The sequence below is a fragment of the Dokdonia sp. R86516 genome, assembly GCF_044596715.1.
Classification (GTDB): Bacteria; Bacteroidota; Bacteroidia; order Flavobacteriales; family Flavobacteriaceae; genus Dokdonia.
On the sequence record NZ_CP138998.1, the window covers coordinates 390,075 to 413,333 of the forward strand.

The following is a 23,259-nucleotide window of genomic DNA, read 5'->3' on the forward strand; positions in this document are numbered from 1 at the left end:
CCCTTATGTAAGAATAAGGGTTCTAATCATTGATTTACTTCTGTTTCACTAGAAACTCTCAGAGTGACCTGTATGCGTCGTATAGTTTGAAGAAGCAATCGTATCAATAAAAATCCAATCAGACTGCACTCCAGAACCACTTAAAGTTACTTTAAGATAGCCACGCTCTGTTGCATTAAAGTAATTAAGTCCATCTATAAGAATGGTCATTGCTTGTTGGAACCCTGTAATTGTAGCTGCATCACCTCCTAAAATACCTTCAAATCCTGGCGAACTAACAGAAGCTGTTGCAAGCTCCTTACCCACAGCAGTTCCATCTTGAAGTGTAAGATCATTATACCACGCATTATGTGTATCGCCCGCAAGAACAACCACATCTTTCCCTACAAAGCTACTCATTAACTCTTCTCGTTCTACTAAGTATCCATCCCAAGCGTCAAGATTGTAAGGAATTGTATTAGACACTCGCCCTATCTCTTGGGCAGTAAGCGTTGGATCATTTGCTTGTACACGTAGTTTGAGCTCTACCAGCTCGGTAAGCTGCGCTTGAAAGAAAGCCGTAGTTCCGGCAGACACCGATCCTGTTGCTCCTATTTCTCCTAAAATAGTTCCTATTGTAATGATAAGCTCTGCTGGTATAAACATTTTTCCCATAAGCACCTGCTGCCCTATCACTTGATACTTTGAAGAACTATTTGCTAGGGCACTCTGGAACCAGCTCTTTTGTTGTACGCCTAACATACTACGGTTAGGATCTACTAGATCTTCGCCAAATGCAGTAAAATCAAAACTACCAGTACTCCCAAAGTAGTTATTAAAATCTAGTTGCTTATCACGACCTACTAATCGAGTATCAAGCATAATTAAATCTGCAAGATCTCCTATTTTAAAACTTCTATAAATGATGTTTACATCATTTGTCATTGCTGGTAAATACTCGCTATACGCTTGGAGGGCTGCCTGCTTACGAGTTTCAAAATCACCTTCGTCATCTTGATGATTTTGAGCTCCATCTTGATAAGTGTCATTTGTAATTTCGTGATCATCCCATACGGCAATAAACGGTTTTTTTTGATGCGCTAGTTGTAGTCCTGCATCACTGCGATATTGACGATATCTCTTGCGATAATCATCAAGACTTACGATTTCATAATTAGGCTCAGGGACTCTACCTAATGCAACCGTATTTTCATTTGTTCCATATTGATTCTCTCCGTACTCGTAAATATAATCCCCTAAGTGAACTATAATATCCACATCAGAATTTCCTATTGCATCATATACATTAAAAAGTCCAGCAGCATAGTTTGCACAAGAAACCACTCCCATAGATACTGCGTCAAGGCCGCTCGATGGCAAAGTAATAGTCTCTCCTATTACAGAAATAGTGTTGTCTTCTAGATTTGCAAAGCGATAATATAATTTTTGACCTGCCTCCAGATCTTGTACCTCAACACTAACTGTAAAGTCACGGCTACTATCTGTAATTACCTCGCCACTTCTTACAATAGTATTAAAATTTACATCCGTACTCAATTCATATGTAATCGTTGCTTGACTTGCTTCTGTAGTATAATGTGTCCAGATAATGACTTGATTACTCGTAGGGTCAAAACTCGCTACGCCAAGTTCAAAATTTGAAGTGGTAAGGTTTTCTGGTATGATAGCATTATCTAACGCTAAATCATCATCATTAGAACAGCTTATAAAGTTAGGAATCAATATTATACCGCCAGTAGCCAGCAATGTATTACGTAGAAAAAGTCTCCTTTTATTAGATGGATTACTCATAAAAATATGTGTTTGATTTTGTGACACATAATTAAAGTTCATCCTTAAAGTCTGAGTTATTCTAAAGTTAAAGTAGCTTTATGAAACCAAGTGGTATGTTATTTTTTCATTAGAATACAGCACCTAATGGTGTAATTCTGTAAACATTAGCTACAGGTTTGTCTTGACAAAGACCGCCTAAATCATAACTAACAGGAATGATCATTTCGAGGAGAAAATGATATCAGGACAATAAAAAAAGCCTCAATAGTATTGCTATTGAGGCTTTTTCTGTATGTATTCTATATGTTAAAAAGGAACTCCATCATCTTCTTCTTCACTTGGAAGTCCTGGTGGTGGTCCTCCAAAGGCATCATCTGCACTAGGTAGTGCATTAGGATTAAAGGAATCATCATTTGCAGCGGCATTCATGCTACTCGCAAACTCATAAGGTGTCGAGAAGTCATCTAAGTTGTCAAACTTACCGAGATGTCCAATAAATTTGAGACGTATGTTATCTAATCCACCATTACGGTGTTTTGCAACAATAAACTCTCCTTGTCCCTCGGTTGGGCTACGCTCATCATCATCCCATTCTTCAATTTTGTAATATTCTGGACGGTAAATAAAAGATACAATATCTGCATCCTGCTCGATCGCTCCAGATTCACGAAGGTCAGAAAGTAAAGGTCTTTTACTACCTCCACGAGTTTCCACCGCACGCGATAGCTGGGATAGTGCAATTACAGGAACACTAAGCTCCTTTGCTAGTGCCTTAAGGTTACGAGAAATCATCGATATCTCTTGTTCACGGTTACCTCCTCCTTTATTTGCAGATCCTCCCGTCATAAGCTGGAGGTAATCAATCATTATTATTTTAATACCAAACTGCGATGCTAGACGTCTTGCCTTTGCTCGTAAGTCAAAAATAGACAGCGATGGTGTATCATCTATAAATAAAGGCGCTTTCTCGAGACTCTTTACTTTTACATTGAGTTGTTCCCACTCGTGTTTTTCTAATTTACCTGTACGCAGCTTCTCTGATGACAAACCAGTTTCTGAAGAAATCAAACGTGTAATAAGCTGTACAGAAGACATCTCCAGAGAAAAGAAAGCAACGGGTACATTCTGATCTACTGCCATGTTACGCGCCATGGTAAGCGTCATCGCCGTTTTACCCATACCTGGACGAGCAGCAACAATAATTAAATCTGACGGTTGCCAGCCAGAAGTAAGTTCATCTACTTTATGAAAACCAGTAGGAATACCAGATAATCCCTCTTGGTTTGCTATCTCTTCAATTCGCTTTTTTGCTTGTATAACAAGGTTCTGAGCGCTCTCAGAACTACGTTTTACATTTCCCTGTGTTACCTCATATAACTTTGTCTCTGCAGTATCTAGAAGATCAAAAACATCTGTGGTCTCATCATACGCCTCTTCAATAATTTCGTTTGAGATTTTAATGAGAGAGCGCTGTATAAACTTCTGTAAAATGATACGAGCGTGATACTCGATGTGAGCAGAAGATGCTACTTTTTGCGTAAGTTGAATAAGGTAATAATCACCTCCAGCTTCAACTAGCTTACCCATTTTCTTAAGTTGCTCAGAAACAGTTAATAAGTCGACAGGCTGGCCTTCTTCAAAGAGAACTCTTATCGCTTCAAATATATGTTTGTGCTGCTCCTTATAGAATACCTCTGGTGATAAGATATCAATCACCTCATCAACACCCTTCTTATCAATCATAAGCGCACCAAGCACAACAACCTCAAGATCAAGTGCTTGTGGTGGTATTTTACCTTTTTCAAGGCTAATTACTTGACCTTTAGAAGTATTATATGCTGGCTTCGGCTTCGTTTGTTCCATAGCTACGAAAGTAAATAAATAGTTATGCGAGAGACGCTTTCGCGAAAGCGTAGTACTCACAGGTCATTAACAATTGAACTGTTAACAACTAGAAAATATTGTTAATAAGGGTAAAAAAATCCGCACTGAAAAAGCGCGGATTATGGCATCAAGTGAAAAAGGTCTTGTTAGCCTTTGAAGACTCCCATTTCTGAATATTTATTCATCCTTTGTTCCACCAGTTCTGTTGGTGATAAGTTCTTAAATTCGTCAAAAGCTTTTAAAATAGACTCCTTTACAGTAAGAAAAGTCTCTGGGCGGTTTGCATGTGCTCCGCCTAATGGTTCTTTTATTATTTCGTCTATGAGCTTTTGCTTTTTCATATCTGTTGCAGTAAGCTTTAAAGCCTCTGCTGCTTGCTCTTTATACTCCCAGCTTCTCCATAAAATTGAAGAGCATGACTCTGGTGAGATTACAGAGTACCAAGTATTCTCAAGCATCAATACTTTATTACCTACACCTATACCTAAGGCTCCACCACTTGCTCCTTCTCCTATAATCATTACAATAATAGGCACTTTAAGGCGTGTCATCTCAAGGATGTTACGTGCAATTGCTTCCCCTTGTCCACGTTCTTCTGCTTCTAGACCTGGATATGCTCCTGGTGTATCTACTATAGAAACTACAGGCACTCCAAACTTTTCAGCACTTTTCATGAGGCGTAATGCCTTACGATATCCTTCTGGATTTGCCATACCGAAGTTACGGTACTGTCTAGTTTTTGTGTTGTACCCCTTTTGCTGTCCTATGAACATAAATGATTGATCACCTATCTTTCCTAGGCCACCTATCATTGCTTTATCGTCTTTTACATTACGATCTCCGTGAAGCTCTAAAAAAGTATCACCACAGATAGCATTTATGTAATCTAAAGTATAAGGACGATTAGGGTGTCTTGATAATTGAACACGCTGCCATGCGGTAAGATTTTTATAAATATCCTTTTTGGTAGCGGCTAGTTTTTTTTCTATTTGCTTACAAGTCTGGGTAACGTCTACATCACTCTCCTGCCCTATTAAGGCACATTTTTCCAGTTGCTCTTCAAGCTCTTTGATTGGTAATTCGAAATCTAAATATTCCATTCTCAAGGTTTTAAGACGCACAATGGCGCTTTACTTTCGGTTAGGTATAGTTTACAAATATAATGGTTTTCTTAAGAGACTCAAGCTTGTTTAACAGCCTTGAATTTTTTACTATTCTTAAGCACTCCATTTGCAATAACTACGGCGAGAATAACAAGCGCGCCATAGTAAAACTCTGAACTCATTTGTTCTGCATCTCCTAGCACAATAAAAGCTAGTAATATTCCATATACGGGTTCAAGATTAATAGTAAGCATGATTGTATAAGGGCTTAAATGTTTCATAACTGCTACCGCTGCTATAAATGCGTATGCCGTACATACAGAGGCTAATATACCAATGTATACCCAATCCATGGTGGGCAAAGCAAAAAACTGAGCAGAAAAGAACGTATCTGTTCTAGCGATCACAAGATAAGCCGTCACACATAAACTACCAATGAGCAACTCGTAAAAAGATATTTTTGTAGGATGATGATTTTCTATAAATTTCCCATTAATCAACGTAAACACTGCCGATAGAAAGGCAGAAAACAATGCTAGCAATATTCCCGTTTGATATGCTGTCTCTACTTCAAAAATAACATATAGAGCACCTACTACTATTGCTCCAAATAAGAGCTCATACCAGATCACCTTACGTTTATAAAATATAGGCTCTAGCAAAGCTGTAAAAAATGCTCCGGTACTCATCATCGCAAGTGTAATGGAAACATTAGACTCTTTAATAGCTCCAAAGAATGTAAGCCAATGAACGGCAATTACTAATCCTGCAATAGCAAAACCCATTAATGTCTTACGTGATACCGCGAGAGAGACCCCACGTATCTTTATGTATGCAAATATGAATATGCTTGCCAGTCCCATTCTGAACCAAACTAACGGCACAGCGTCAATAGTGATGAGTGCTCCTAGTACTGCTGTAAATCCCCAAATAAATACTATGAGGTGAAAATGGAGGTATGCTTTGAGCTTATCGTTTTGCATTGCGAAGAAGATATACTGCGAGTATAGCAAAAAGTATGTTAGGTGTCCAAACTGCGACTAAAGGTGGGAAATCCGATTGTTCTGCAAGCGTTCCAAAAACTTTATCAAAGAATATAAAAACAAACGCAAGCACAATACCAAAAGCAAGATTAATACCCATACCGCCACGACGCTTCATAGCGCTCACAGCTACTGCAATAATTGTGAGAATATATGCAGCAACAGGTAAGCTATAGCGTTTTTGTAAAGTCACTTCATAGCGACTTATATAAGAAGACCCTCTTGATTTTTCTTTTGCAATAAATTTTCTTAATTCTGGTGTGCTTAGGGTCTCTGCTATGTATTCTACTGGGGTGAGATCGTCAATATCAAAGTTAAAGACTGTATCTAATTTTGCCTTACTTTCTAGTATATCACCATTTTCTGTAATCGTTCGCTTCTTAAAGCTATTCAAAGTATATGTAGTATCCTCTTCATTATATCTTATACGTATGGCGCTCATTTTGTAAGTCATTTTATTGCCTTCAAAATGTTCCCATGTAAAATTACGCCCAGTCTTTGTACGTGGAGTAAAACTGCTTACATAGATATAATCCCCAGTATCAATCTGTCTATAAACGTTTTGCGTTTCTCGATCTTTTTTGTTCTTTTTTAAATACTCAAAAATGAACTCATTGTATCCCTTGTTTGCACGTGGAGCAAGATAAGTACCTAAAAAGAAAGCACCAGCACATACTATAGTTGCCCCTATCAAATAGGGCCTTAAAAATCTAGAAAAAGATACCCCACTACTCAAGAAGGCAATAACTTCCGTATTGTTTGCCAGTTTTGACGTAAACCAAATTACCGACAGAAACAGAAATAATGGAAAAAGAAGATTTGCAAAGTAGATTGTAAAATTGAGATAATACAATGCCACCTCACCAAAAGGAGCTTCGTTTGCTAAGATTTTATCAATCTTCTCAGCAAGATTTACAATAATACCTATAGGTATAAATAGCACAAGCATCGTGACAAATGTCCCGATGTATCGCTTGACTATATACCAATCTAGAATCTTCAATTATAAACGATTATCCATTTGTTTAACCATCATTTCTTTCCAAGTTACAAAGTCTCCTGCAAGAATATGCTTGCGAGCTTCACGTACTAACCACATGTAAAATCCTAAATTATGAATAGTGGCAATTTGCATTCCCAATAGCTCATGGCATTTAAACAAGTGACGAAGGTAAGCTTTACTATATTCTGTATCTACCCAAGTAAGACCCATTTCGTCTATAGGTGAAAAGTCTTCTTCCCACTTGAGGTTTTTAATGTTTATACTACCATGGGCAGTAAATAACATACCGTTACGAGCATTACGAGTAGGCATCACACAGTCAAACATATCTACACCTAACGCAATATTTTCTAAAATATTTATAGGAGTACCTACTCCCATTAAATATCTAGGCTTATCCTTAGGCAATATAGCAGTAACCACTTCTGTCATTCCATACATTTCTTCGGCTGGTTCTCCTACAGAGAGTCCTCCTATAGCATTCCCAAAAGCCCCTGCATTTGCAATGTATTCGGCAGATTGTGCTCTTAAATCTTTATACGTACTTCCCTGTACAATAGGAAATAATGCTTGCTCATGACCGTATAATGCTGGAATTTTATTAAAATGATTAATACAACGATCCAACCATCTATGCGTCATATGCATAGACCTCTTTGCATAACGGTAATCACATGGATATGGTGTACACTCATCAAATGCCATCATAATATCTGCACCTATCTGGCGCTGTATTTCCATCACATTTTCAGGTGTAAATAAGTGCATAGACCCATCAACGTGTGACTTAAAACGCACCCCTTCTTCCTTAATCTTACGTCTATTAGAAAGAGAGTATACTTGATACCCTCCACTATCTGTAAGAATAGGTCGGTCCCAGTTCATGAACTTATGTAGTCCACCTGCCTTCTGCATAATGTCCATCTTAGGACGTAAGTACAAATGATAGGTATTACCTAATATAATATCTGGATTAATATCTTCTCTAAGCTCGCGCTGGTGAACACCCTTTACAGATGCTACCGTACCTACGGGCATAAAAATAGGCGTCTCAATGACACCGTGATCTGTAGTAAGTTTTCCTGCTCTCGCTTGAGATGCAGGATCTGTTGTAAGTAAGTCAAATTGCATAAGAGGCAAAGATATAACTTAGATACAATTTAAAATGAAAGTTACAGTGTCATTTTAAGGCTTAAAAGCGTCTGCATCTTAAATCAATGTAACAACATACCAGATACTGAAGCCTAACAAAGCAATTATACTCACAATACTGAGCAAATTCATTCCTTTAGAGAGCCTCGCATCTTCGGGAATGGTTTCATCTCTCAATGATAAATAGTTACAAATGGCATAAAATGGAGCAGTTAGAAAAGATAAAATTGTCGCGAGTTTTACGAGAGCTCCCATCTCGCTTATTAAAAAAAATAGTATCCCGCAGGTTCCAAGAATTAAGATTATTAAATAAAATAAGTATCCTCGTTTCTTAAAACCAAAACCTAATAATGAGGTTGTAGCCTCAAGCGCTCTAGGAGACGCATCTAATGTAGTAAGTGTGGTGCTAAACATTGTTGTAAATGCAGCCACACCAATAAGCAAGGTTGCCCAGTCTCCCAGACTAGCCGTATACATATTGATAAGTTGTCCAGCAAAAACACCTCCCCTGGAAGAAAATGTCTCTCCGCTACCAAACATGACTAATGCCCCTAAGGTCATAAAACAAATACCCAGCACAACCGCGCCAGCATACCCAACATTAAAATCAAAAATTGAATTGCGCATTCCATCCTTACCTGTATCTCTTTTTTCTAATGTCCACAGTGAGTGCCATATCGAAATATCAAGTGGCGCTGGCATCCAACCCATAAAAGCAATCAAAAATGCCACAGCCGCCCCTTCGGTTGGTATAATTTGGAGCAAGTTTGCCGGAGTTCCCATTCCTTGACTAATTACGCTTTCGCGAAAAGCAAAAAAGACAGCCACCAGCGTACTTATAGTAAGTGTGATAATAATCACTTTCATTAATTTATCGAGTATCCTATATTTACCTATCGCCAAAATAGTCGCACAGAGCATTGTGATAGCAACACTCCATATCGCTACATCACTAGTAATTCCAAACAGCTGAACAGCAATTCCCGCAGTTACGATAGTAACTGCTGTCTGAATGGTAAACATGGTAGCCAGTGTCAAAAAGAAATACACCCATAAAACAGGTTTTCCAAGTTTCATATACCCCACTAGTAAACTATTGCCCGTTGCCGAAGCATACCTAGGACCAAATTGAAAGAAGGGATACTTAATAATGTTAACGAGGATTAAAGCCCACAATAGACCAAAACCAAAATCGGCGCCTGCTCTAGTGCTTTGTACAAGGTGAGAAACCCCAATAGCCGCACCAGCAAATAATAATCCTGGGCCTAACTTTTTAAAGGGTACGGCTTTCAATTATCTTCTGTTTTAATAACATTTGCGAGCAATCTACGAGCACGCAGAAGCTTGACTTTTACATTGCTCATAGGCTCTTCAAGATACTCTGCCATTTCCTTATAGCTCATCTCTTGAAAGTAACGCAAATTAATGATTTCCTGATAATGAGGCTTTAAGGTTTTAATATAAGCTAGTAATTCAGATAAATTCTGCTCTTTGATAAGTACATCTTCTGGGGAGGGATTTAAGTCGGCAACTTTCTTTATTCGCTCATCGTCACGATCAGAAATATGAGATCTTATAGAAGACTCTTTTTTTCTAATTATGTCAATATGTATATTTTTTGAAATGGTAATTAGCCAAGTGGCAAACCTATACTCTTCTTTATAAGTATCTATTTTTGAAAATGCCTTTGAAAAAGTCTGGATAGTTATATCCTCTGCATCATACGCATTCCTAGTACGCTTAAGTTGGAACCCATAAACTTCACTCCAAAATGAATTAAGCAAGAAATTGAAAGCACTTTGCTTTCCTTCTTTTGCTCGGGATATTTCTAGAATAATTTTTTCGGGGGTTACTTCCACCGTGTTGGTTTTGTGATAAGGTTACAGATAAAGATACTCATTTGCACACATACTAACGCTATCTCATAAATAGGGTACAAATAGGTGAGATCTTTTTCTTGTAAACGCGCAGCACTACAACCTACGGTAATCCATGCACATACATAACGTACACCAATAATGAGCGCTACCCACTCCCAGTTAAACTGAATCACAAGAAGAGCAACCGTTCCTACCAAAAACAAACACTGACTAATATAAAAAAGGGCTAGCAATGATTTCTCTAAAAACTTATAATGTACCGCAGTGCTTATGTGTCTACGCTTCTGAGTGATCCAGCTCGCAAAGGTCTTCTTAGGAGTAGAAATTGTGAATGATTCTGGAGAAAACTGGATAGCAGTATTCTTACGTGTGCTTGCTTCGTTTACAAACAGGTCATCATCACCACTTTGAATTTTAATATGGTTAATAAATCCTTTTTGCTCATAAAAAATATCAGACGTATATGCTAAATTGCGTCCTACGCCCATGTATGGTCTTCCTGCTTTTGCCCAACTAAAATATTGTAAAGCAGTCATCAATGTTTCAAATCTTATAAGCTTATTGACCCAAGACCCTTTAATTTTTTCATAAGCACCGTAACCTAGCACTATTGCCTTATCCTCATTAAAAGTAGAAGCCATGTGCTGTAACCATTGGTCTGATGCTGGAACACAATCTGCATCTGTAAATAACATGTGCTTATGCTGTGCTCGTTTTATACCAAGGGTGAGTGCGTATTTTTTATTACCCCAGAAAGTCTCATTATTCACCACATTTACTTGCTGTACATTTACATTGGCCAGTTTAAATGCTTCCATAATATCTTCTGTATCATCAGAAGATGCGTCATTAATAAAAATAACTTCAAATTCTGGATAGTCTTGAGATAGTATTTTTGGAATGTTTTTCTGGAGATTTGCCGACTCGTTTTTGGCACAAATAATTACCGAAACTGGAGGAAACGAACTTGTATTGGTATTAGATATTTTCGCGAAAGCGAATAACCAATAGAAAACATAAAAAGTCACGTTAATAAACGTGACTCCTATAAATATATAAAAAAGTAGTGTAAAGATTTGTTCCAACAGATAGAGGTCTTATTTCTCTACAGAACAGTCACCCATTTCTTCGGGCATTTTACCGCACATACCACAAGCCTCGCCACTTTTATTAAGAAAAGGACTTTGACTAGCACAGGTACCTGCAAATTTACCATCTTTTTTTGCCCAAATTTTGATTGCAATACCCGCTACAGATAGTGCAAGAAGGACTAGTGTAATTAATAGTAACTCCATGACAATTATTTTGCACAAAGATACAGAAAGGCATTATCAAGTAAAAGTTTTTTGAAAGAAGGAAAAAGCCTTAATTATTATCAAAATTTATGGTCGCAACTTCATTTGCTTGTGTAGCTTCCTTGCTCCCACCTTTAGGCTCTATGGTAATATTAATACTAGCCATGCGTTCTTCATATGGAATCTCAACCAGATTATCTTTTGTGACTTTTAAGATGTCTAGAGGTACAAGTGTACCATCTACAGATGCCCACATCTGGTATACTTGCTCGTCTGGAAGCTCTGGCAACGAATTAACGTGTATGTATGAACGCTGCTCTAGCTCGTTGACGTAGGCAACAGCCTCTAGTCGCTGTGCACGCACATTACCTTGTAAAATATATTTCTGAGTTGAAGTATTATTGAGAATCATAAATTGCTCCTCTACAGACTGTAACATCTCCCTATTTGAAACAATATCATCATTTAAGTTTTCAAGTAGATTTGATGTAAACCTTCGATCTTCTAACAACTCTTGATTTTGGTTGTAAATCATAATAGCTACTAGCCCAAAAAATGCTGCAATCATACATGCCGTAATCGCAAGAATAGGCAAAGCACGTTTAGGCTTAGTCTTAGTTGCTTTTACTATACTAGCACGCAATTCATCAGGCGCTTTTACAGCATATGATGTCGCATAATTCTCAAGGTTTTCTTGTAATTCTATATAAGTCTGCTCCACCTCTGGATACTTAGCTATAAAATGCTCAGCTTCCTGAGATTCTATAGGTGAGGTAGCTCCTAGAAGGTAACGCTCTAATAAATCGCTCTCTAAAAATTGTGAAACTCTATCACTCATAACACACTGATCATAAAAAATAATACTCCAAACAGTTTACGCAGTTCTCGTAAGCCTATTTTTAACCTAGACTTTACGGTACCTAACGGGATATTTAACTCATCACTCGCTTCTTGCTGAGTCATTCCTTGAAAAAACAAAGCATCAATAACAACCCTATATTTATCTTCAAGCCCATCTGCATGTTCTTGAAGATCCATATGTTCTATAGCTAGTGATGTAGACTGTAAATGATATACGTTTGAATCGTCTGTTTGGACTTCTTTGTTCATTTTTCTTTTACGGCTACGCACTTTGTCTATAGCCGTATTCTGGACCACCCTGAAAAGCCACGTAAATAGACGCGCTTTGTCTGCATCATACTTATGTGCGTTTTTCCAGATTTTCACAAAAGACTCTTGTAATACGTCTTGAGCAAGCTCTTCATCATGAGTCACTTTAATCGCTACACCATACAGAGCATCTGCATAGTTATCATATAACAACCCTATAGCACGCTCATCTCCAGACTTAAGGAGTTCTACAATATGTTTTTCGACAAATGTCTTCAAAAAGTAAGTTTTTCTTGAATTAACAAAATCTTAAGAATACAAATCCATCCCGCACCTCAAGTTAATGCGTATAATTATAAAAGGAAAAGATTTGACTATAAACTCTGCAAACAACGTATTATTATGAAACCCAAAAATATAATTTTAATTGCAGTAATCTCATTCTTTTCGTTATCCACTTATGCACAATCAGATGTGGTAGACATCATCTTACTCTCTGAAGATCACACAACATTTATTACGACCATAAAAGCTGCAGGGCTTGTATCAACACTTAAAGAAGATGGACCATACACCATATTTGCCCCTACTAATGAAGCGTTTGATAAACTACCTCCCAAACAACTAGCAAACCTTCTCAACCCAGAAAACAAAGCAACGCTCGCATCTATTCTGTCTTATCACGTCATAGCCGGATCACTAACCGAGACAGAAATAATAAATAAAATAAATGTAGAAAATGGCAGTTTTACATTACTGACAGTAAATGGCCAGCAACTCGTGGCTACCTTAAAGGATAATAAAATAGTAATCACAGATACAACGGGTCACACTTCGCTTCTCACTAAGACCGATATCAATGGGAAAAACGGCATCATACACGTGGTAGACACAGTGCTATCACCTAGCAACTAAAGTTTAGTTTAGTTGGAGGCCTCACGCGAGTGGGGCTTTTTTTACGCTTTCGCGAAAGCGTAATTATATCACATTCACCTCTGGAACAATCTTTATCCCAAACTTCTCCTCTACTGCCGCTTGTACTTTCATTGCAACTGCCCACACTTCTTGACCTGTAGCATTACCGTGATTTACGAGTACCAGAGCTTGCCTATCGTGTATACCAGCATCGCCAAAACGTTTCCCCTTAAAGCCTGCTTGCTCGATAAGCCACCCAGCAGGCACCTTGATTTGCTCATTGCCTATGGGATAAAAAGGAATTTCTGTATGCACTTTTCTAAGTTGAGTAAACTGCGCTTGTGAGATCACTGGATTCTTAAAGAAGGAACCGCTATTCCCTATTTTCTTAGGATCTGGAAGCTTAGACTGCCTGATGGCTATAACAGCATCTGACACGTCTTTTAATGTAGGTGCTGTGATTTCTTTCGCTTTAAGCGTGTCAAAAATAGCACCGTAGTCAGTATTTATATTATGATTGCTCTTTGTGAGTTTAAAGGTGACAGAGGTAATGACGTAGGCATCTTTAAGCTCATTTTTAAATACCGAATCACGATAGCCAAAAGCACAGTCTTCTAGCGAAAACACCCTCACTTCTTGCGTGTCTCTATGCACAGCCTCGCACTCATAAAAAGTATCTTTAAGCTCTACACCGTAGGCACCTATATTTTGCACTGGTGATGTACCTACATTACCAGGGATAAGCGATAGATTTTCTACACCTCCCAGATTATGTGCCACACAATAGAGTACAAACTCGTGCCAGTTTTCGCCACCAGCAACTTTGAGTAGTACTTCCTTTTTTGAAAACGAATCATCTATAAGTAATATCCCTTTAATATCGAGATGTATCACAAGTCTATTTACATCTTGTGTGAGTAACATATTGCTCCCTCCGCCTATAACAAAAGGATCAGGATATCTAGCATCTCCCAGCAACTCTTGCAATTGCTGTACAGAAGAAACGCTCGCAAAAAAGCGAGCGTTTACATCTATACCAAAGGTATTGTATGCCTTAAGCGATACGTTTTCTTGTACTGTCATTAATCTTGGTATTGTTCTAAAGCAGCTTTTAGAATAGTAACTGCTTCTTTAAGATGGTTTTCTTCTAGCACATAGGCAATTCTCACTTGATTAAGACCTACATTATCACTGCTGTAAAAACCTGCTGCTGGTGCAACCATAATGGTTTTTCCATCAAGGTCAAAAGACTCTAGTAACCATTGTGCAAAAGCATCTGCATTTTTTACAGGTAGCTCTGCAATACAGTAAAAAGCACCTTTAGGCTTTGCCACTTTTACTCCAGGTATTGCCTCTAGTCCTGCTACAAGTGTATTTCTTCTTGATACATACTCTTCTATTACATCGTCAAAGTATGATTGAGGTGTGTCTAATGCCGCCTCAGATGCGATTTGTGCAAATGTAGGAGGACTTAAACGTGCTTGTGCAAACTTCATCGCTGTGCTCATAAGTTCTTTATTGCGACTTACGATACATCCTATACGAGCGCCACACATCGAGAAACGTTTTGATACAGAGTCTATCATAATAGTATGAGCATCTATATCACGCTGCTTCATCACTGAGTGATGCTTATGACCGTCGTAAGCAAACTCACGATATACCTCATCTGCAATGAGGAATAGGTCGTGCTTCTTTACAAGCTCTGCAAGCTGGCGTATCTCATCTTCTGAGTATAAATACCCAGTAGGGTTACCCGGGTTACAGATAACGATAGCCTTTGTTTTATCTGAGATTAACTTCTCAAAATCTGATATAGGAGGCAATGCAAATCCCTCTTCTAGTGTAGATATTACAGGTACAACCTTAACACCACTCGCCGTTGCAAAACCGTTGTAGTTTGCATAAAAAGGCTCTGGTATTATAATCTCATCTCCTGGGTCTGTAACAGATCCCATTGCAAATAATAAGGCTTCAGATCCTCCGGTAGATATGATAATATCTTCAGACGAGACATCTATACCATGGTTGCTATAATAGCTAGCTAGCTTATCTCTATAAGACTGAAATCCTGCACTGTGACTATATGCTAAAACTTCAAGATCATTATTCTTTACAGCATCTAGCGCTACTTGTGGCGTCTTGATATCTGGCTGACCGATGTTAAGTTGGTGAATTTTTATTCCTCTAGCCTTTGCTCCTTCTGCAAAAGGTACGAGTTTACGTATAGGCGATTGAGGCATTGCGAGCCCCTTCTTTGATATTGCTGGCATTGAATATTTTTTTATACAAAAATGAGGAAATTATTGTGGTTTTTAAAACTAGAAGGAGGGTATTTTGCTTTCGCGAAAGCGCATAAAAAAAGACCGCTATAAAACGGTCTTTAGTTGCTTTGTTTAAAGTAATGTTACTCTCCAGCCTCTGGCTTTACTGTCCCTTTAATCTTAAGACTTTGTGGAACCTCAGATGCATTAGAATATATTGTTATAGTTCTTCTAATCGGCCCTTCTCGTTTTGTGTCATACTTTACTTCTATCTCACCTTTTTCTCCTGGCTGAATAGGACTTTCAGGTTTTTTAGGTATTGTACAACCGCAAGTAGAATATACTCTTGCTACGATAAGCACATCATCTCCTGTATTTGTAAATGTAAACTTACGCACACCGTCTGCACCATAGTCTATTTCACCATAATCTATAACTTCTGAATCAAAAGTGATTTCAGCTCTTTTCTCTTGTGCTTGAACGCTTACTACTAGAAGCATAGCGACAAATAAAAATAGTACCTTTTTCATAATTTTAAATATTTGAGGGAATTCAAATGTAGTCACAAAATACCTGCCTGCCAAAAAATGATATTAACATTAACACGTGACGATAACGTACATATGTACCAAAAATAGCACGTAGACTATATATTAATCCTACTGTTATCCCTACTTTTGCCATCTATAAGACAATAATCAGACCAAACTATGAGCATAGCGTCAAAATATGATTCTACACAGGTAGAAGATAAGTGGTACAGCTACTGGATGGAGCATAATTATTTCCATTCTACACCAGATGATAGAGAACCATACACCATTGTAATCCCACCTCCTAACGTGACAGGTGTCTTACATATGGGGCATATGCTTAACAACACGATACAAGACGTATTAATACGTCGTGCAAGATTACTAGGTAAAAATGCGTGCTGGGTACCTGGTACAGACCACGCATCTATTGCTACAGAGGCAAAGGTAGTTGCAAGACTTAAAGAGCAAGGCATCAAAAAATCTGACCTTACACGTGATGAATTTCTTGCCCACGCCTGGGAATGGAAAGAAGAATATGGTGGCGTTATACTTGACCAACTTAAAAAACTAGGAGCCTCTTGCGACTGGGAGCGCACAGCCTTTACTATGGATCCAGCAATGTCTGAGTCTGTTATAAAAACATTTGTAGATCTTTATAATAAAGGATTGATATATCGCGGTTACCGTATGGTAAACTGGGATCCAGAAGCAAAAACAACACTCTCTGACGAGGAGGTAATACACGAAGAGCGACAAGGCTTACTCTATTACATAAATTATAAACTAGAAGGATCTGAGGAGTTATTAACAATAGCGACTACAAGACCAGAGACTATTTTTGGCGATACAGCGATTTGTATTAACCCAAATGACGAGCGATTCACACATCTTAAAGGAAAGAAAGCCATTGTACCTATAAGTGGTCGCGTGATTCCTATTATAGAAGATGAGTATGTAGATCTTGAGTTTGGTACAGGTTGCCTTAAGGTAACACCAGCACACGATGAGAATGACAAGATGCTTGGTGACAAGCATAAGCTAGAAGTAATAGACATCTTTAATGATGACGCTTCTCTTAACAGTTTTGGGCTTCACTATGAAGGTCAAGATCGTTTTGTTGTGCGTAAGGCTATAAAAAAAGAACTTGAAGAACTAGGTGCTCTAGTAAAGACAGAAAACCACATTAATAAAGTAGGAACATCTGAGCGTACAAAGGCAGTAATAGAGCCTAGACTATCTGACCAGTGGTTCCTTAAAATGGAAGAGCTTGTAAAGCCTGCCATAAAAGCCGTACTTGAGACAGGAGATGTAAAGTTATTTCCTAAGAAGTTTGAAAATACCTACCGTCACTGGATGGAGAACATACGTGACTGGAACATCTCTCGCCAGCTATGGTGGGGACAGCAAATTCCTGCTTACTTCTATGGAGAAGGAAAGGAAGATTTTGTAGTTGCCGAATCTATTGAGGATGCTGTTACGCTTTCGCGAAAGCGTACCGGAAACGATTCCCTCACTGCCGAAGATTTACGTCAAGACGAAGATGCTATGGACACTTGGTTCAGCTCTTGGTTATGGCCTATGAGTGTTTTTGACGGAGTGCGCAATCCAGATAACGAGGAGTTTAACTACTACTACCCTACTAATGATCTTGTAACGGGACCAGATATTTTATTCTTCTGGGTAGCGCGTATGATCATAGCGGGATATGAGTACACAGACAAAAGACCTTTCCAAAATGTTTACCTCACAGGTTTAGTACGTGACAAGCAGCGTCGCAAGATGTCTAAGTCACTAGGTAACTCACCAGATGCGCTAGAACTTATTAAAGAATATGGAGCAGATGGTGTGCGTGTAGGACTATTATTAAGTAGTGCTGCCGGTAACGACCTTATGTTTGACGAAGATCTTCTTAAACAAGGAAAAGGATTTATCAAGAAAAACTTGAGCGCTTTTAGCCTCATACAAGGATGGGAGATAGATGAGACTATACCACAACCAGCACATAGCGCGCAAGGTATTGAGTGGTATACAAACCGTTTTAACCAAACACTTTTAGAGATAGAAGATCACTTCTCAAAGTACCGTATCTCAGACGCCCTTATGGCGAGTTACAAAGTGGTATGGAACGACTTCTGCGGGTGGTTACTAGAGATTATAAAACCAGCATACCAGCAACCTATAGATCGTAAGACCTACGATGCGGTAATCGCAGCTTTTGAAAATAACCTACGCATACTACACCCATTTATTCCATTTGCATCTGAAGAGATCTGGCAGACGATTGCTACGCGTACTCCAGAAGAGGCTTTGATTATCAATAAATGGCCAGAAGGTGGTGCGGTAAATGAAAAAATCATTGCAGATTTTGATTATGCCTCACAAGTGATTTCAGGTATACGAACTATTAGAAAAAGTAAAAACATCGCTTTTAAAGACGCTATAGAAGTACACGTTCTAAGCAATGAAGAAGTTTCTAGTGATTACAATAGTATCATCTCAAAACTAGGTAATGTGAGTGAGATCGCTTTCGCGAAAGCGCCACTAGACGGAGCACTATCTTTTAGAGTAAAATCTAATGAGTACTTCATACCTCTTGCGGGAGCTATTGATTTAGAAGCCGAAGTTGCAAAAATTGAGGAAGAACTTAAATACACAAAAGGATTCTTAATGTCGGTTTCAAAAAAGTTATCTAATGAGCGTTTTGTAAGCAACGCACCAGAGAAGGTGGTCGCTATCGAAAAACAAAAGATGGCAGATGCCGAAGCAAAAATAGAAGCGCTAGAAAAGCGACTGGCTAGTTTGTCTTAATAGACTTACATATATCACATAAAAAAAGGCGTCTAAAATTATTTAGACGCCTTTTTATTTATGTTATTTTTCTTGTTAGAGATACTTCTTTGCAGCTTCTACATAAGCCTCCATTGCCTCATCTTCCGTCATACCTTTTACCTGAAGTAGCGCGTTGATTTTAAAGGCACTTACAAGCTCGTGTTCACCTTCATTATGGCTAAAGGTGTTCTTTTGCGTAGCTTGTTTGTAAAGCGCATAAAACTGCAGCAATACATCTGGTGGAAATTCTTGAGAAGAATTACTCACCCTACGGAAGGCATCTTCAAACTCTTTATGAAGTACCTTCTTACCCATTATATTGATGCTATTACCGATTGCGCTCCTTTTACTACTTGATTAAGCTCTACGTCTAATTTTGTCCCAATAGGTAAATATAGATCTACACGAGAGCCAAAACGTATAAACCCACTATCTTCACCTTGCTGTACCATTTGCCCTTCTTCAGCATAGTTAATAATACGCTTTGCTAGCGCACCAGCAATCTGACGATAAAGAACATCACCAAATTTTTCTGTGCTTACCACTACAGTTGTACGTTCATTTTCTGTACTAGATTTAGGGTGCCAGGCTACAAGATATTTTCCTGGGTGGTATTTACTATATGCAATCTTTCCCCCAGATGGGTATCTTGTTACGTGCACATTAAGCGGCGACATAAACACAGAGACTTGAAGACGTTTATCCTTAAAGTATTCTGCTTCATACACCTCTTCTATTACAACCACCTTACCATCTACTGGTGATGTGATTACATTAGAATCTAAAGGCGCTGTACGATCTGGATTTCTAAAAAACTGAAGTATAAGATATAACAATACTCCTAGCACTAAAGCTACTACATAAAATAACCATTTCTTCTCAAGAAACTTATTTGCAAGCAAGATAAGGCCTGTAAAAATCACTAATGCTATTACAATAATCTTATATCCTTCTTTATGGAACATAGTCAAGTACAATTAAAAATAAGTATAAAAATGGTGCTGCAAATATGATACTATCTAACCTATCATATAATCCTCCGTGGCCAGGCATAATACGACCACTATCCTTCACTCCAGCCTGACGCTTAAGCTGTGATTGTATCAAATCTCCTAATGTTCCAAAAACCGAAGTAACAATTGCAATAGTTAACCAAAGCTGAAGACTGAGAAGATCTGTAAAATAATAGAACAGCACACTTGCAATACAACAAAAAACCAACCCACCAACAAAGCCCTCTACAGTCTTATTGGGTGAGATGCGCTCAAGAAGCTTATGCTTCCCTATGCTTTTACCTACTATAAATGCAAAGGTATCGTTTATCCAGATTAAAGCCAGTATACTCGCAACTAAAAGAGAAGTGTACTCTCCTTTGTAAGATGGCAGCAGTATCGTAAAAACCACACCACCCACGATATAAAAAATGATATAAGCATATTTTTGAGATACCGTTATATAGCGCTCGGATGGACGAATGAGATTTTTAATCAAATACAAATTAACTGTGATTGTAAGCGCAAGAAACACTAGCGTTGCAAGTCTGTCAAGTTTGAAATAACAGAAAATCGCCACACAGGCAAACAGAAATAAATATGGTAAAAGCGATTTGACACCCACAAGCTTTAAAAACTCAAAAAGCACTACAACGCCTAAGCCTGAAAAAACAAGTAAGTAAATATTTTCTTTTGAAAAAATCGCAAGCAACAATAATGTCACATAGAGCAATCCAGAAAGCCCCCTAATAATTATTTCTCGCATATTACAAGTCTTCTAGCAGTAACAAGTAAAGATTCTTTGTGCTACTTCCATAGGTCATAAAATCTTTATCATCTTGTTTTGACTCAAAATTCTTTATTGTAGTAATATTGGTAGGTATACTTCCAGAATTTCTATTTTTTATGAGTCTCAATCCTTCACCTATAGTATTAACTATTTGGCTTGTTGTTCCAAAAACAATAATATCCTTAGGTAGATCATGTAGCTTGAGCTCTTTTAACTGTTTTGAACACACCAACAGAGAACCATCATTTGCTACGAGACTTTCGCAAGTAGTAAGAAAAAAAGGAGACTCTGTATTTGTTCCAAAAGTGAGATTATAACCCTTAAAGATCTCCTTAAGATTATCATCTGTACAGAATACATTCTTCTCGTACCAATCATTTTCTAACAAGATGTTATCAAAATTTTCATTGATTTCCTCTTGATTAAGAGCATACAAAAATCGCCCTCCGTTTATGATAAAGTTTTTGGTGAAGCGCTCATCTGCTGGAGTGTTAATATCCGGCATGTACTTACTGCGCTCTTCACCTTCTTTATCGCTATGGGGGCTATCTGATTTAGATGTATTTCCAAAGATTTTTCTAAAAAGACTCATCAATAGATTTGCTCAACGCTTGGTGTATTTTTCAAATATAAAAAATCTTGACTGAACCTTAGGTACAATCAAGATTTTTTGAGGGTCTATCCCTTAATCTCTTAGTCTAAAACTAGACTATAGGCTTGGTTTCAGAATCTTCAGAAGCTTCTTGAGCCTCCACTTCTCCAAAAGCACGTTTTCCAAAGATTTCCTCTAGGTTATCTTTAAAAATCACTTCTTTATCAAGAAGATATTCTGCTAGTTGGGTAAGCTTATCTTTTTCTTTAGTAAGTAAATCAATAGCTCTTTGATACTGCCCTTCAATAATATTAGATATCTCTTTATCAATTATCTCTGCCGTCTGCTCACTATAAGGTTTTGTAAAGCCATTATCCGACTGTCCTGAAGAATCGTAATATGTAAGATTACCTACCTTATCATTTAGACCATAAACAGTTACCATCATTCTAGCTTGTTTAGTCACCTTCTCAAGGTCACTTAACGCCCCAGTTGAAATCTTGTTAAAGATTACCTTCTCGGCAGCTCTACCTCCTAGTGCAGCACACATTTCATCTAGCATCTGCTCTGGGCGCACTATAAGTCTTTCTTCTGGTAGATACCAAGCAGCACCTAATGATTGCCCACGAGGCACAATAGTCACCTTAACCAATGGCGCAGCATATTCTAGCATCCAGCTTACAGTAGCGTGACCAGCTTCATGAAAAGCAATTGCACGCTTCTCGTCTGGTGTGATGATTTTATTTTTCTTTTCTAGTCCTCCCACAATACGATCTACCGCATCTAAGAAATCTTGTTTCCCTACAGCCTTACTTCCTTTACGAGCAGCTATAAGAGCAGCTTCGTTACACATGTTTGCAATATCTGCTCCTGAGAAACCTGGAGTTTGCTTTGCAAGGAAATCTACATCAAGCTCATCATCAACCTTTTTTAATGGACGAAGGTGCACTTCAAAAATCTCTTTACGCTCACGCACATCTGGAAGATCTACATAAATCTGACGGTCAAAACGACCTGCACGCATAAGTGCTTTATCAAGCACATCTGCCCTGTTTGTTGCTGCAAGAACAATCACATTTGTATTTGTACCAAAACCGTCCATCTCAGTAAGAAGTTGGTTAAGTGTGTTCTCACGTTCATCATTACCTCCAGAAAAATTATTTTTTCCACGAGCACGACCTATCGCGTCTATCTCATCTATAAAAATTATAGCTGGAGATTTTTCTTTTGCCTGTTTGAACAAATCACGTACACGCGATGCTCCAACACCCACAAACATCTCCACGAAGTCTGAACCTGATAGTGAGAAGAAAGGAACCTTTGCTTCTCCCGCGACTGCTTTTGCCAGCAAAGTTTTACCAGTACCTGGTTGACCTACTAGTAATGCACCTTTAGGTATCTTACCTCCTAAACTTGTATACTTCTCTGGGTTCTTCAGGAAATCTACAATCTCCTGTATTTCTTCTTTTGCGCCTTCAAGTCCAGCTACATCCTTAAATGTAGTTTTAACATCTGTTTTCTCGTCAAACAATTTAGCCTTTGACTTACCAATGTTAAAAATCTGCCCTCCAGGACCTCCTCCTCCACCAGAAGACATACGTCTCATGATAAAAATCCAAAGTCCTATGATAAGTATGAAAGGAAGAAAACTAGCAACAAGCCCCCACATATCACCTTCCGTCTCATAAGAAACTCTAGTGTCTAAGTTGTTTTCATCAATCGTTGTGTTGATATCATTTTCAAAATTCTGTAGATCTCCTATTTCAAAACGATAGTCTGGAGCACCGGCAGATGGTTTTAAAAAACCAGTAGCACGTCCTTTATTATGAATCTCTTTTGTTTCAGCTTCTTTAGTTAGATAAACCTTTACAGAGTTTTTATTTACAATCTCTACACGAGCAACATCTCCAGCCTCAAGATATTCTTCAAACTGATAGAGAGAAGTTTTTTGTGCTTCACCTAAACCAGAACTACCAGTAAGCATACTGATTGCAATGAATATTATAACAATTAAACCGTATATCCAGTAAGAACTAAACTTAGGTTTATTAGGCGGAGTTCCGCCTGCATTCTTTTCTTCTTTAGCCATTTAATCTTT

At 38.1% G+C, this 23,259-nt stretch carries 22 protein-coding genes; 2 read left to right on the forward strand and 20 right to left on the reverse strand.

Translation table 11 applies throughout. The annotated features are described in order from the left end of the window. Positions 1-48 precede the first annotated feature (48 nt). The 12 genes from SJY23_RS01910 to SJY23_RS01965 all read right to left on the reverse strand — a co-directional run bounded on the left by SJY23_RS01910 (position 49) and on the right by SJY23_RS01965 (position 12,522). Positions 49-1,791 carry an alkaline phosphatase D family protein gene (locus SJY23_RS01910; protein WP_396597247.1) on the reverse strand — a complete coding sequence of 581 codons (1,743 nt, stop codon included), beginning with the start codon at positions 1,789-1,791 and terminating at the stop codon, positions 49-51. A gap of 288 nt (positions 1,792-2,079) precedes the next feature. Next, positions 2,080-3,636 (reverse strand): replicative DNA helicase, encoded by a 1,557-nt coding sequence (gene dnaB, locus SJY23_RS01915; RefSeq protein WP_396597248.1) that lies wholly within the window; start codon positions 3,634-3,636, stop codon positions 2,080-2,082. A 167-nt stretch (positions 3,637-3,803) separates the two neighbouring features. Then, on the reverse strand, positions 3,804-4,757 hold the full coding sequence (locus tag SJY23_RS01920) for an acetyl-CoA carboxylase carboxyltransferase subunit alpha (RefSeq protein ID WP_035335887.1): 954 nt from the start codon (positions 4,755-4,757) through the stop codon (positions 3,804-3,806). Positions 4,758-4,837: 80 nt separating this feature from the next. Beyond that, a complete protein-coding gene (locus tag SJY23_RS01925; RefSeq protein WP_396597249.1) occupies positions 4,838-5,743 on the reverse strand; it encodes a DMT family transporter in 906 nt (301 codons plus the stop codon). After that, positions 5,730-6,806: an LptF/LptG family permease gene (locus SJY23_RS01930; RefSeq protein ID WP_035335883.1), complete on the reverse strand. Its 1,077-nt coding sequence runs from the start codon at positions 6,804-6,806 to the stop codon at positions 5,730-5,732. Before SJY23_RS01930 ends, SJY23_RS01925 begins: the two co-directional genes overlap by 14 nt. Then, entirely contained in the window at positions 6,807-7,937 is a 1,131-nt protein-coding gene (gene tgt / locus SJY23_RS01935) for a tRNA guanosine(34) transglycosylase Tgt (RefSeq protein WP_035335881.1), read from the reverse strand. 78 nt (positions 7,938-8,015) lie between these two features. After that, positions 8,016-9,251, reverse strand: a complete 1,236-nt coding sequence (locus SJY23_RS01940) for an Nramp family divalent metal transporter (RefSeq protein ID WP_396597250.1) — start codon at positions 9,249-9,251, stop codon at positions 8,016-8,018. Beyond that, on the reverse strand, positions 9,248-9,817 hold the full coding sequence (locus SJY23_RS01945; protein ID WP_035335879.1) for an RNA polymerase sigma factor: 570 nt from the start codon (positions 9,815-9,817) through the stop codon (positions 9,248-9,250). Before SJY23_RS01945 ends, SJY23_RS01940 begins: the two co-directional genes overlap by 4 nt. Next, positions 9,808-10,923, reverse strand: coding sequence for a glycosyltransferase (locus SJY23_RS01950; protein ID WP_396597251.1), 1,116 nt, complete (start codon positions 10,921-10,923; stop codon positions 9,808-9,810). Before SJY23_RS01950 ends, SJY23_RS01945 begins: the two co-directional genes overlap by 10 nt. Positions 10,924-10,935: 12 nt before the next feature. After that, positions 10,936-11,133: a hypothetical protein gene (locus SJY23_RS01955; RefSeq protein WP_035335877.1), complete on the reverse strand. Its 198-nt coding sequence runs from the start codon at positions 11,131-11,133 to the stop codon at positions 10,936-10,938. Between the two features lie 70 nt (positions 11,134-11,203). Next, positions 11,204-11,971: an anti-sigma factor domain-containing protein gene (locus SJY23_RS01960; protein ID WP_396597252.1), complete on the reverse strand. Its 768-nt coding sequence runs from the start codon at positions 11,969-11,971 to the stop codon at positions 11,204-11,206. Continuing rightward, the gene (locus SJY23_RS01965) at positions 11,968-12,522 is read right to left on the reverse strand and encodes an RNA polymerase sigma factor (protein WP_396597253.1); all 555 of its coding nucleotides are present in this window, start codon (positions 12,520-12,522) and stop codon (positions 11,968-11,970) included. Before SJY23_RS01965 ends, SJY23_RS01960 begins: the two co-directional genes overlap by 4 nt. Positions 12,523-12,645: 123 nt before the next feature. Here SJY23_RS01965 and SJY23_RS01970 point away from each other — a divergent pair, with 123 nt between their 5' ends. Next, a complete protein-coding gene (locus tag SJY23_RS01970) occupies positions 12,646-13,158 on the forward strand; it encodes a fasciclin domain-containing protein (RefSeq protein WP_396597254.1) in 513 nt (170 codons plus the stop codon). Between the two features lie 63 nt (positions 13,159-13,221). Here the strand turns inward: SJY23_RS01970 and murB are convergent, their stop codons facing one another. The 3 genes from murB to SJY23_RS01985 all read right to left on the reverse strand — a co-directional run bounded on the left by murB (position 13,222) and on the right by SJY23_RS01985 (position 15,952). After that, a complete protein-coding gene (gene murB / locus SJY23_RS01975) occupies positions 13,222-14,241 on the reverse strand; it encodes a UDP-N-acetylmuramate dehydrogenase (protein ID WP_396597255.1) in 1,020 nt (339 codons plus the stop codon). Continuing rightward, on the reverse strand, positions 14,241-15,431 hold the full coding sequence (locus SJY23_RS01980) for a pyridoxal phosphate-dependent aminotransferase (RefSeq protein WP_038597271.1): 1,191 nt from the start codon (positions 15,429-15,431) through the stop codon (positions 14,241-14,243). The genes murB and SJY23_RS01980 overlap by 1 nt, the downstream gene beginning before the upstream one ends. A 134-nt stretch (positions 15,432-15,565) precedes the next feature. Further along, the gene (locus SJY23_RS01985; protein WP_298347708.1) at positions 15,566-15,952 is read right to left on the reverse strand and encodes a DUF1573 domain-containing protein; all 387 of its coding nucleotides are present in this window, start codon (positions 15,950-15,952) and stop codon (positions 15,566-15,568) included. A 180-nt stretch (positions 15,953-16,132) separates the two neighbouring features. Here SJY23_RS01985 and SJY23_RS01990 point away from each other — a divergent pair, with 180 nt between their 5' ends. Beyond that, positions 16,133-18,766: a valine--tRNA ligase gene (locus SJY23_RS01990; RefSeq protein WP_396597256.1), complete on the forward strand. Its 2,634-nt coding sequence runs from the start codon at positions 16,133-16,135 to the stop codon at positions 18,764-18,766. A gap of 75 nt (positions 18,767-18,841) precedes the next feature. Here SJY23_RS01990 and SJY23_RS01995 read toward each other — a convergent pair whose 3' ends face one another. The 5 genes from SJY23_RS01995 to ftsH all read right to left on the reverse strand — a co-directional run bounded on the left by SJY23_RS01995 (position 18,842) and on the right by ftsH (position 23,250). After that, the gene (locus SJY23_RS01995) at positions 18,842-19,102 is read right to left on the reverse strand and encodes an acyl-CoA-binding protein (RefSeq protein ID WP_035335863.1); all 261 of its coding nucleotides are present in this window, start codon (positions 19,100-19,102) and stop codon (positions 18,842-18,844) included. Then, positions 19,102-19,752, reverse strand: a complete 651-nt coding sequence (locus tag SJY23_RS02000; RefSeq protein ID WP_396597257.1) for a phosphatidylserine decarboxylase family protein — start codon at positions 19,750-19,752, stop codon at positions 19,102-19,104. Before SJY23_RS02000 ends, SJY23_RS01995 begins: the two co-directional genes overlap by 1 nt. After that, positions 19,742-20,545: a phosphatidate cytidylyltransferase gene (locus SJY23_RS02005; RefSeq protein ID WP_396597258.1), complete on the reverse strand. Its 804-nt coding sequence runs from the start codon at positions 20,543-20,545 to the stop codon at positions 19,742-19,744. The genes SJY23_RS02000 and SJY23_RS02005 overlap by 11 nt, the downstream gene beginning before the upstream one ends. Position 20,546: 1 nt before the next feature. Next, a complete protein-coding gene (locus tag SJY23_RS02010; RefSeq protein ID WP_035335858.1) occupies positions 20,547-21,161 on the reverse strand; it encodes an LUD domain-containing protein in 615 nt (204 codons plus the stop codon). 112 nt (positions 21,162-21,273) lie between these two features. Then, positions 21,274-23,250 carry an ATP-dependent zinc metalloprotease FtsH gene (gene ftsH, locus SJY23_RS02015; RefSeq protein WP_396597259.1) on the reverse strand — a complete coding sequence of 659 codons (1,977 nt, stop codon included), beginning with the start codon at positions 23,248-23,250 and terminating at the stop codon, positions 21,274-21,276. Positions 23,251-23,259 lie beyond the last annotated feature (9 nt).

Excerpts from the sequence above, each read along its gene's own strand:
- SJY23_RS01910 (WP_396597247.1), bottom strand. The coding sequence starts at position 1,791 with ATGAGTAATCCATCTAATAAAAGGAGACTTTTTCTACGTAATACATTG.
- dnaB (WP_396597248.1), bottom strand. The coding sequence starts at position 3,636 with ATGGAACAAACGAAGCCGAAGCCAGCATATAATACTTCTAAAGGTCAA.
- SJY23_RS01920 (WP_035335887.1), bottom strand. The coding sequence starts at position 4,757 with ATGGAATATTTAGATTTCGAATTACCAATCAAAGAGCTTGAAGAGCAA.
- SJY23_RS01925 (WP_396597249.1), bottom strand. The coding sequence starts at position 5,743 with ATGCAAAACGATAAGCTCAAAGCATACCTCCATTTTCACCTCATAGTA.
- tgt (WP_035335881.1), bottom strand. The coding sequence starts at position 7,937 with ATGCAATTTGACTTACTTACAACAGATCCTGCATCTCAAGCGAGAGCA.
- SJY23_RS01955 (WP_035335877.1), bottom strand. The coding sequence starts at position 11,133 with ATGGAGTTACTATTAATTACACTAGTCCTTCTTGCACTATCTGTAGCG.
- SJY23_RS01960 (WP_396597252.1), bottom strand. The coding sequence starts at position 11,971 with ATGAGTGATAGAGTTTCACAATTTTTAGAGAGCGATTTATTAGAGCGT.
- SJY23_RS01970 (WP_396597254.1), top strand. The coding sequence starts at position 12,646 with ATGAAACCCAAAAATATAATTTTAATTGCAGTAATCTCATTCTTTTCG.
- murB (WP_396597255.1), bottom strand. The coding sequence starts at position 14,241 with ATGACAGTACAAGAAAACGTATCGCTTAAGGCATACAATACCTTTGGT.
- SJY23_RS01980 (WP_038597271.1), bottom strand. The coding sequence starts at position 15,431 with ATGCCAGCAATATCAAAGAAGGGGCTCGCAATGCCTCAATCGCCTATA.
- SJY23_RS01985 (WP_298347708.1), bottom strand. The coding sequence starts at position 15,952 with ATGAAAAAGGTACTATTTTTATTTGTCGCTATGCTTCTAGTAGTAAGC.
- SJY23_RS01990 (WP_396597256.1), top strand. The coding sequence starts at position 16,133 with ATGAGCATAGCGTCAAAATATGATTCTACACAGGTAGAAGATAAGTGG.
- SJY23_RS01995 (WP_035335863.1), bottom strand. The coding sequence starts at position 19,102 with ATGGGTAAGAAGGTACTTCATAAAGAGTTTGAAGATGCCTTCCGTAGG.
- SJY23_RS02000 (WP_396597257.1), bottom strand. The coding sequence starts at position 19,752 with ATGTTCCATAAAGAAGGATATAAGATTATTGTAATAGCATTAGTGATT.
- SJY23_RS02005 (WP_396597258.1), bottom strand. The coding sequence starts at position 20,545 with ATGCGAGAAATAATTATTAGGGGGCTTTCTGGATTGCTCTATGTGACA.
- SJY23_RS02010 (WP_035335858.1), bottom strand. The coding sequence starts at position 21,161 with ATGAGTCTTTTTAGAAAAATCTTTGGAAATACATCTAAATCAGATAGC.
- ftsH (WP_396597259.1), bottom strand. The coding sequence starts at position 23,250 with ATGGCTAAAGAAGAAAAGAATGCAGGCGGAACTCCGCCTAATAAACCT.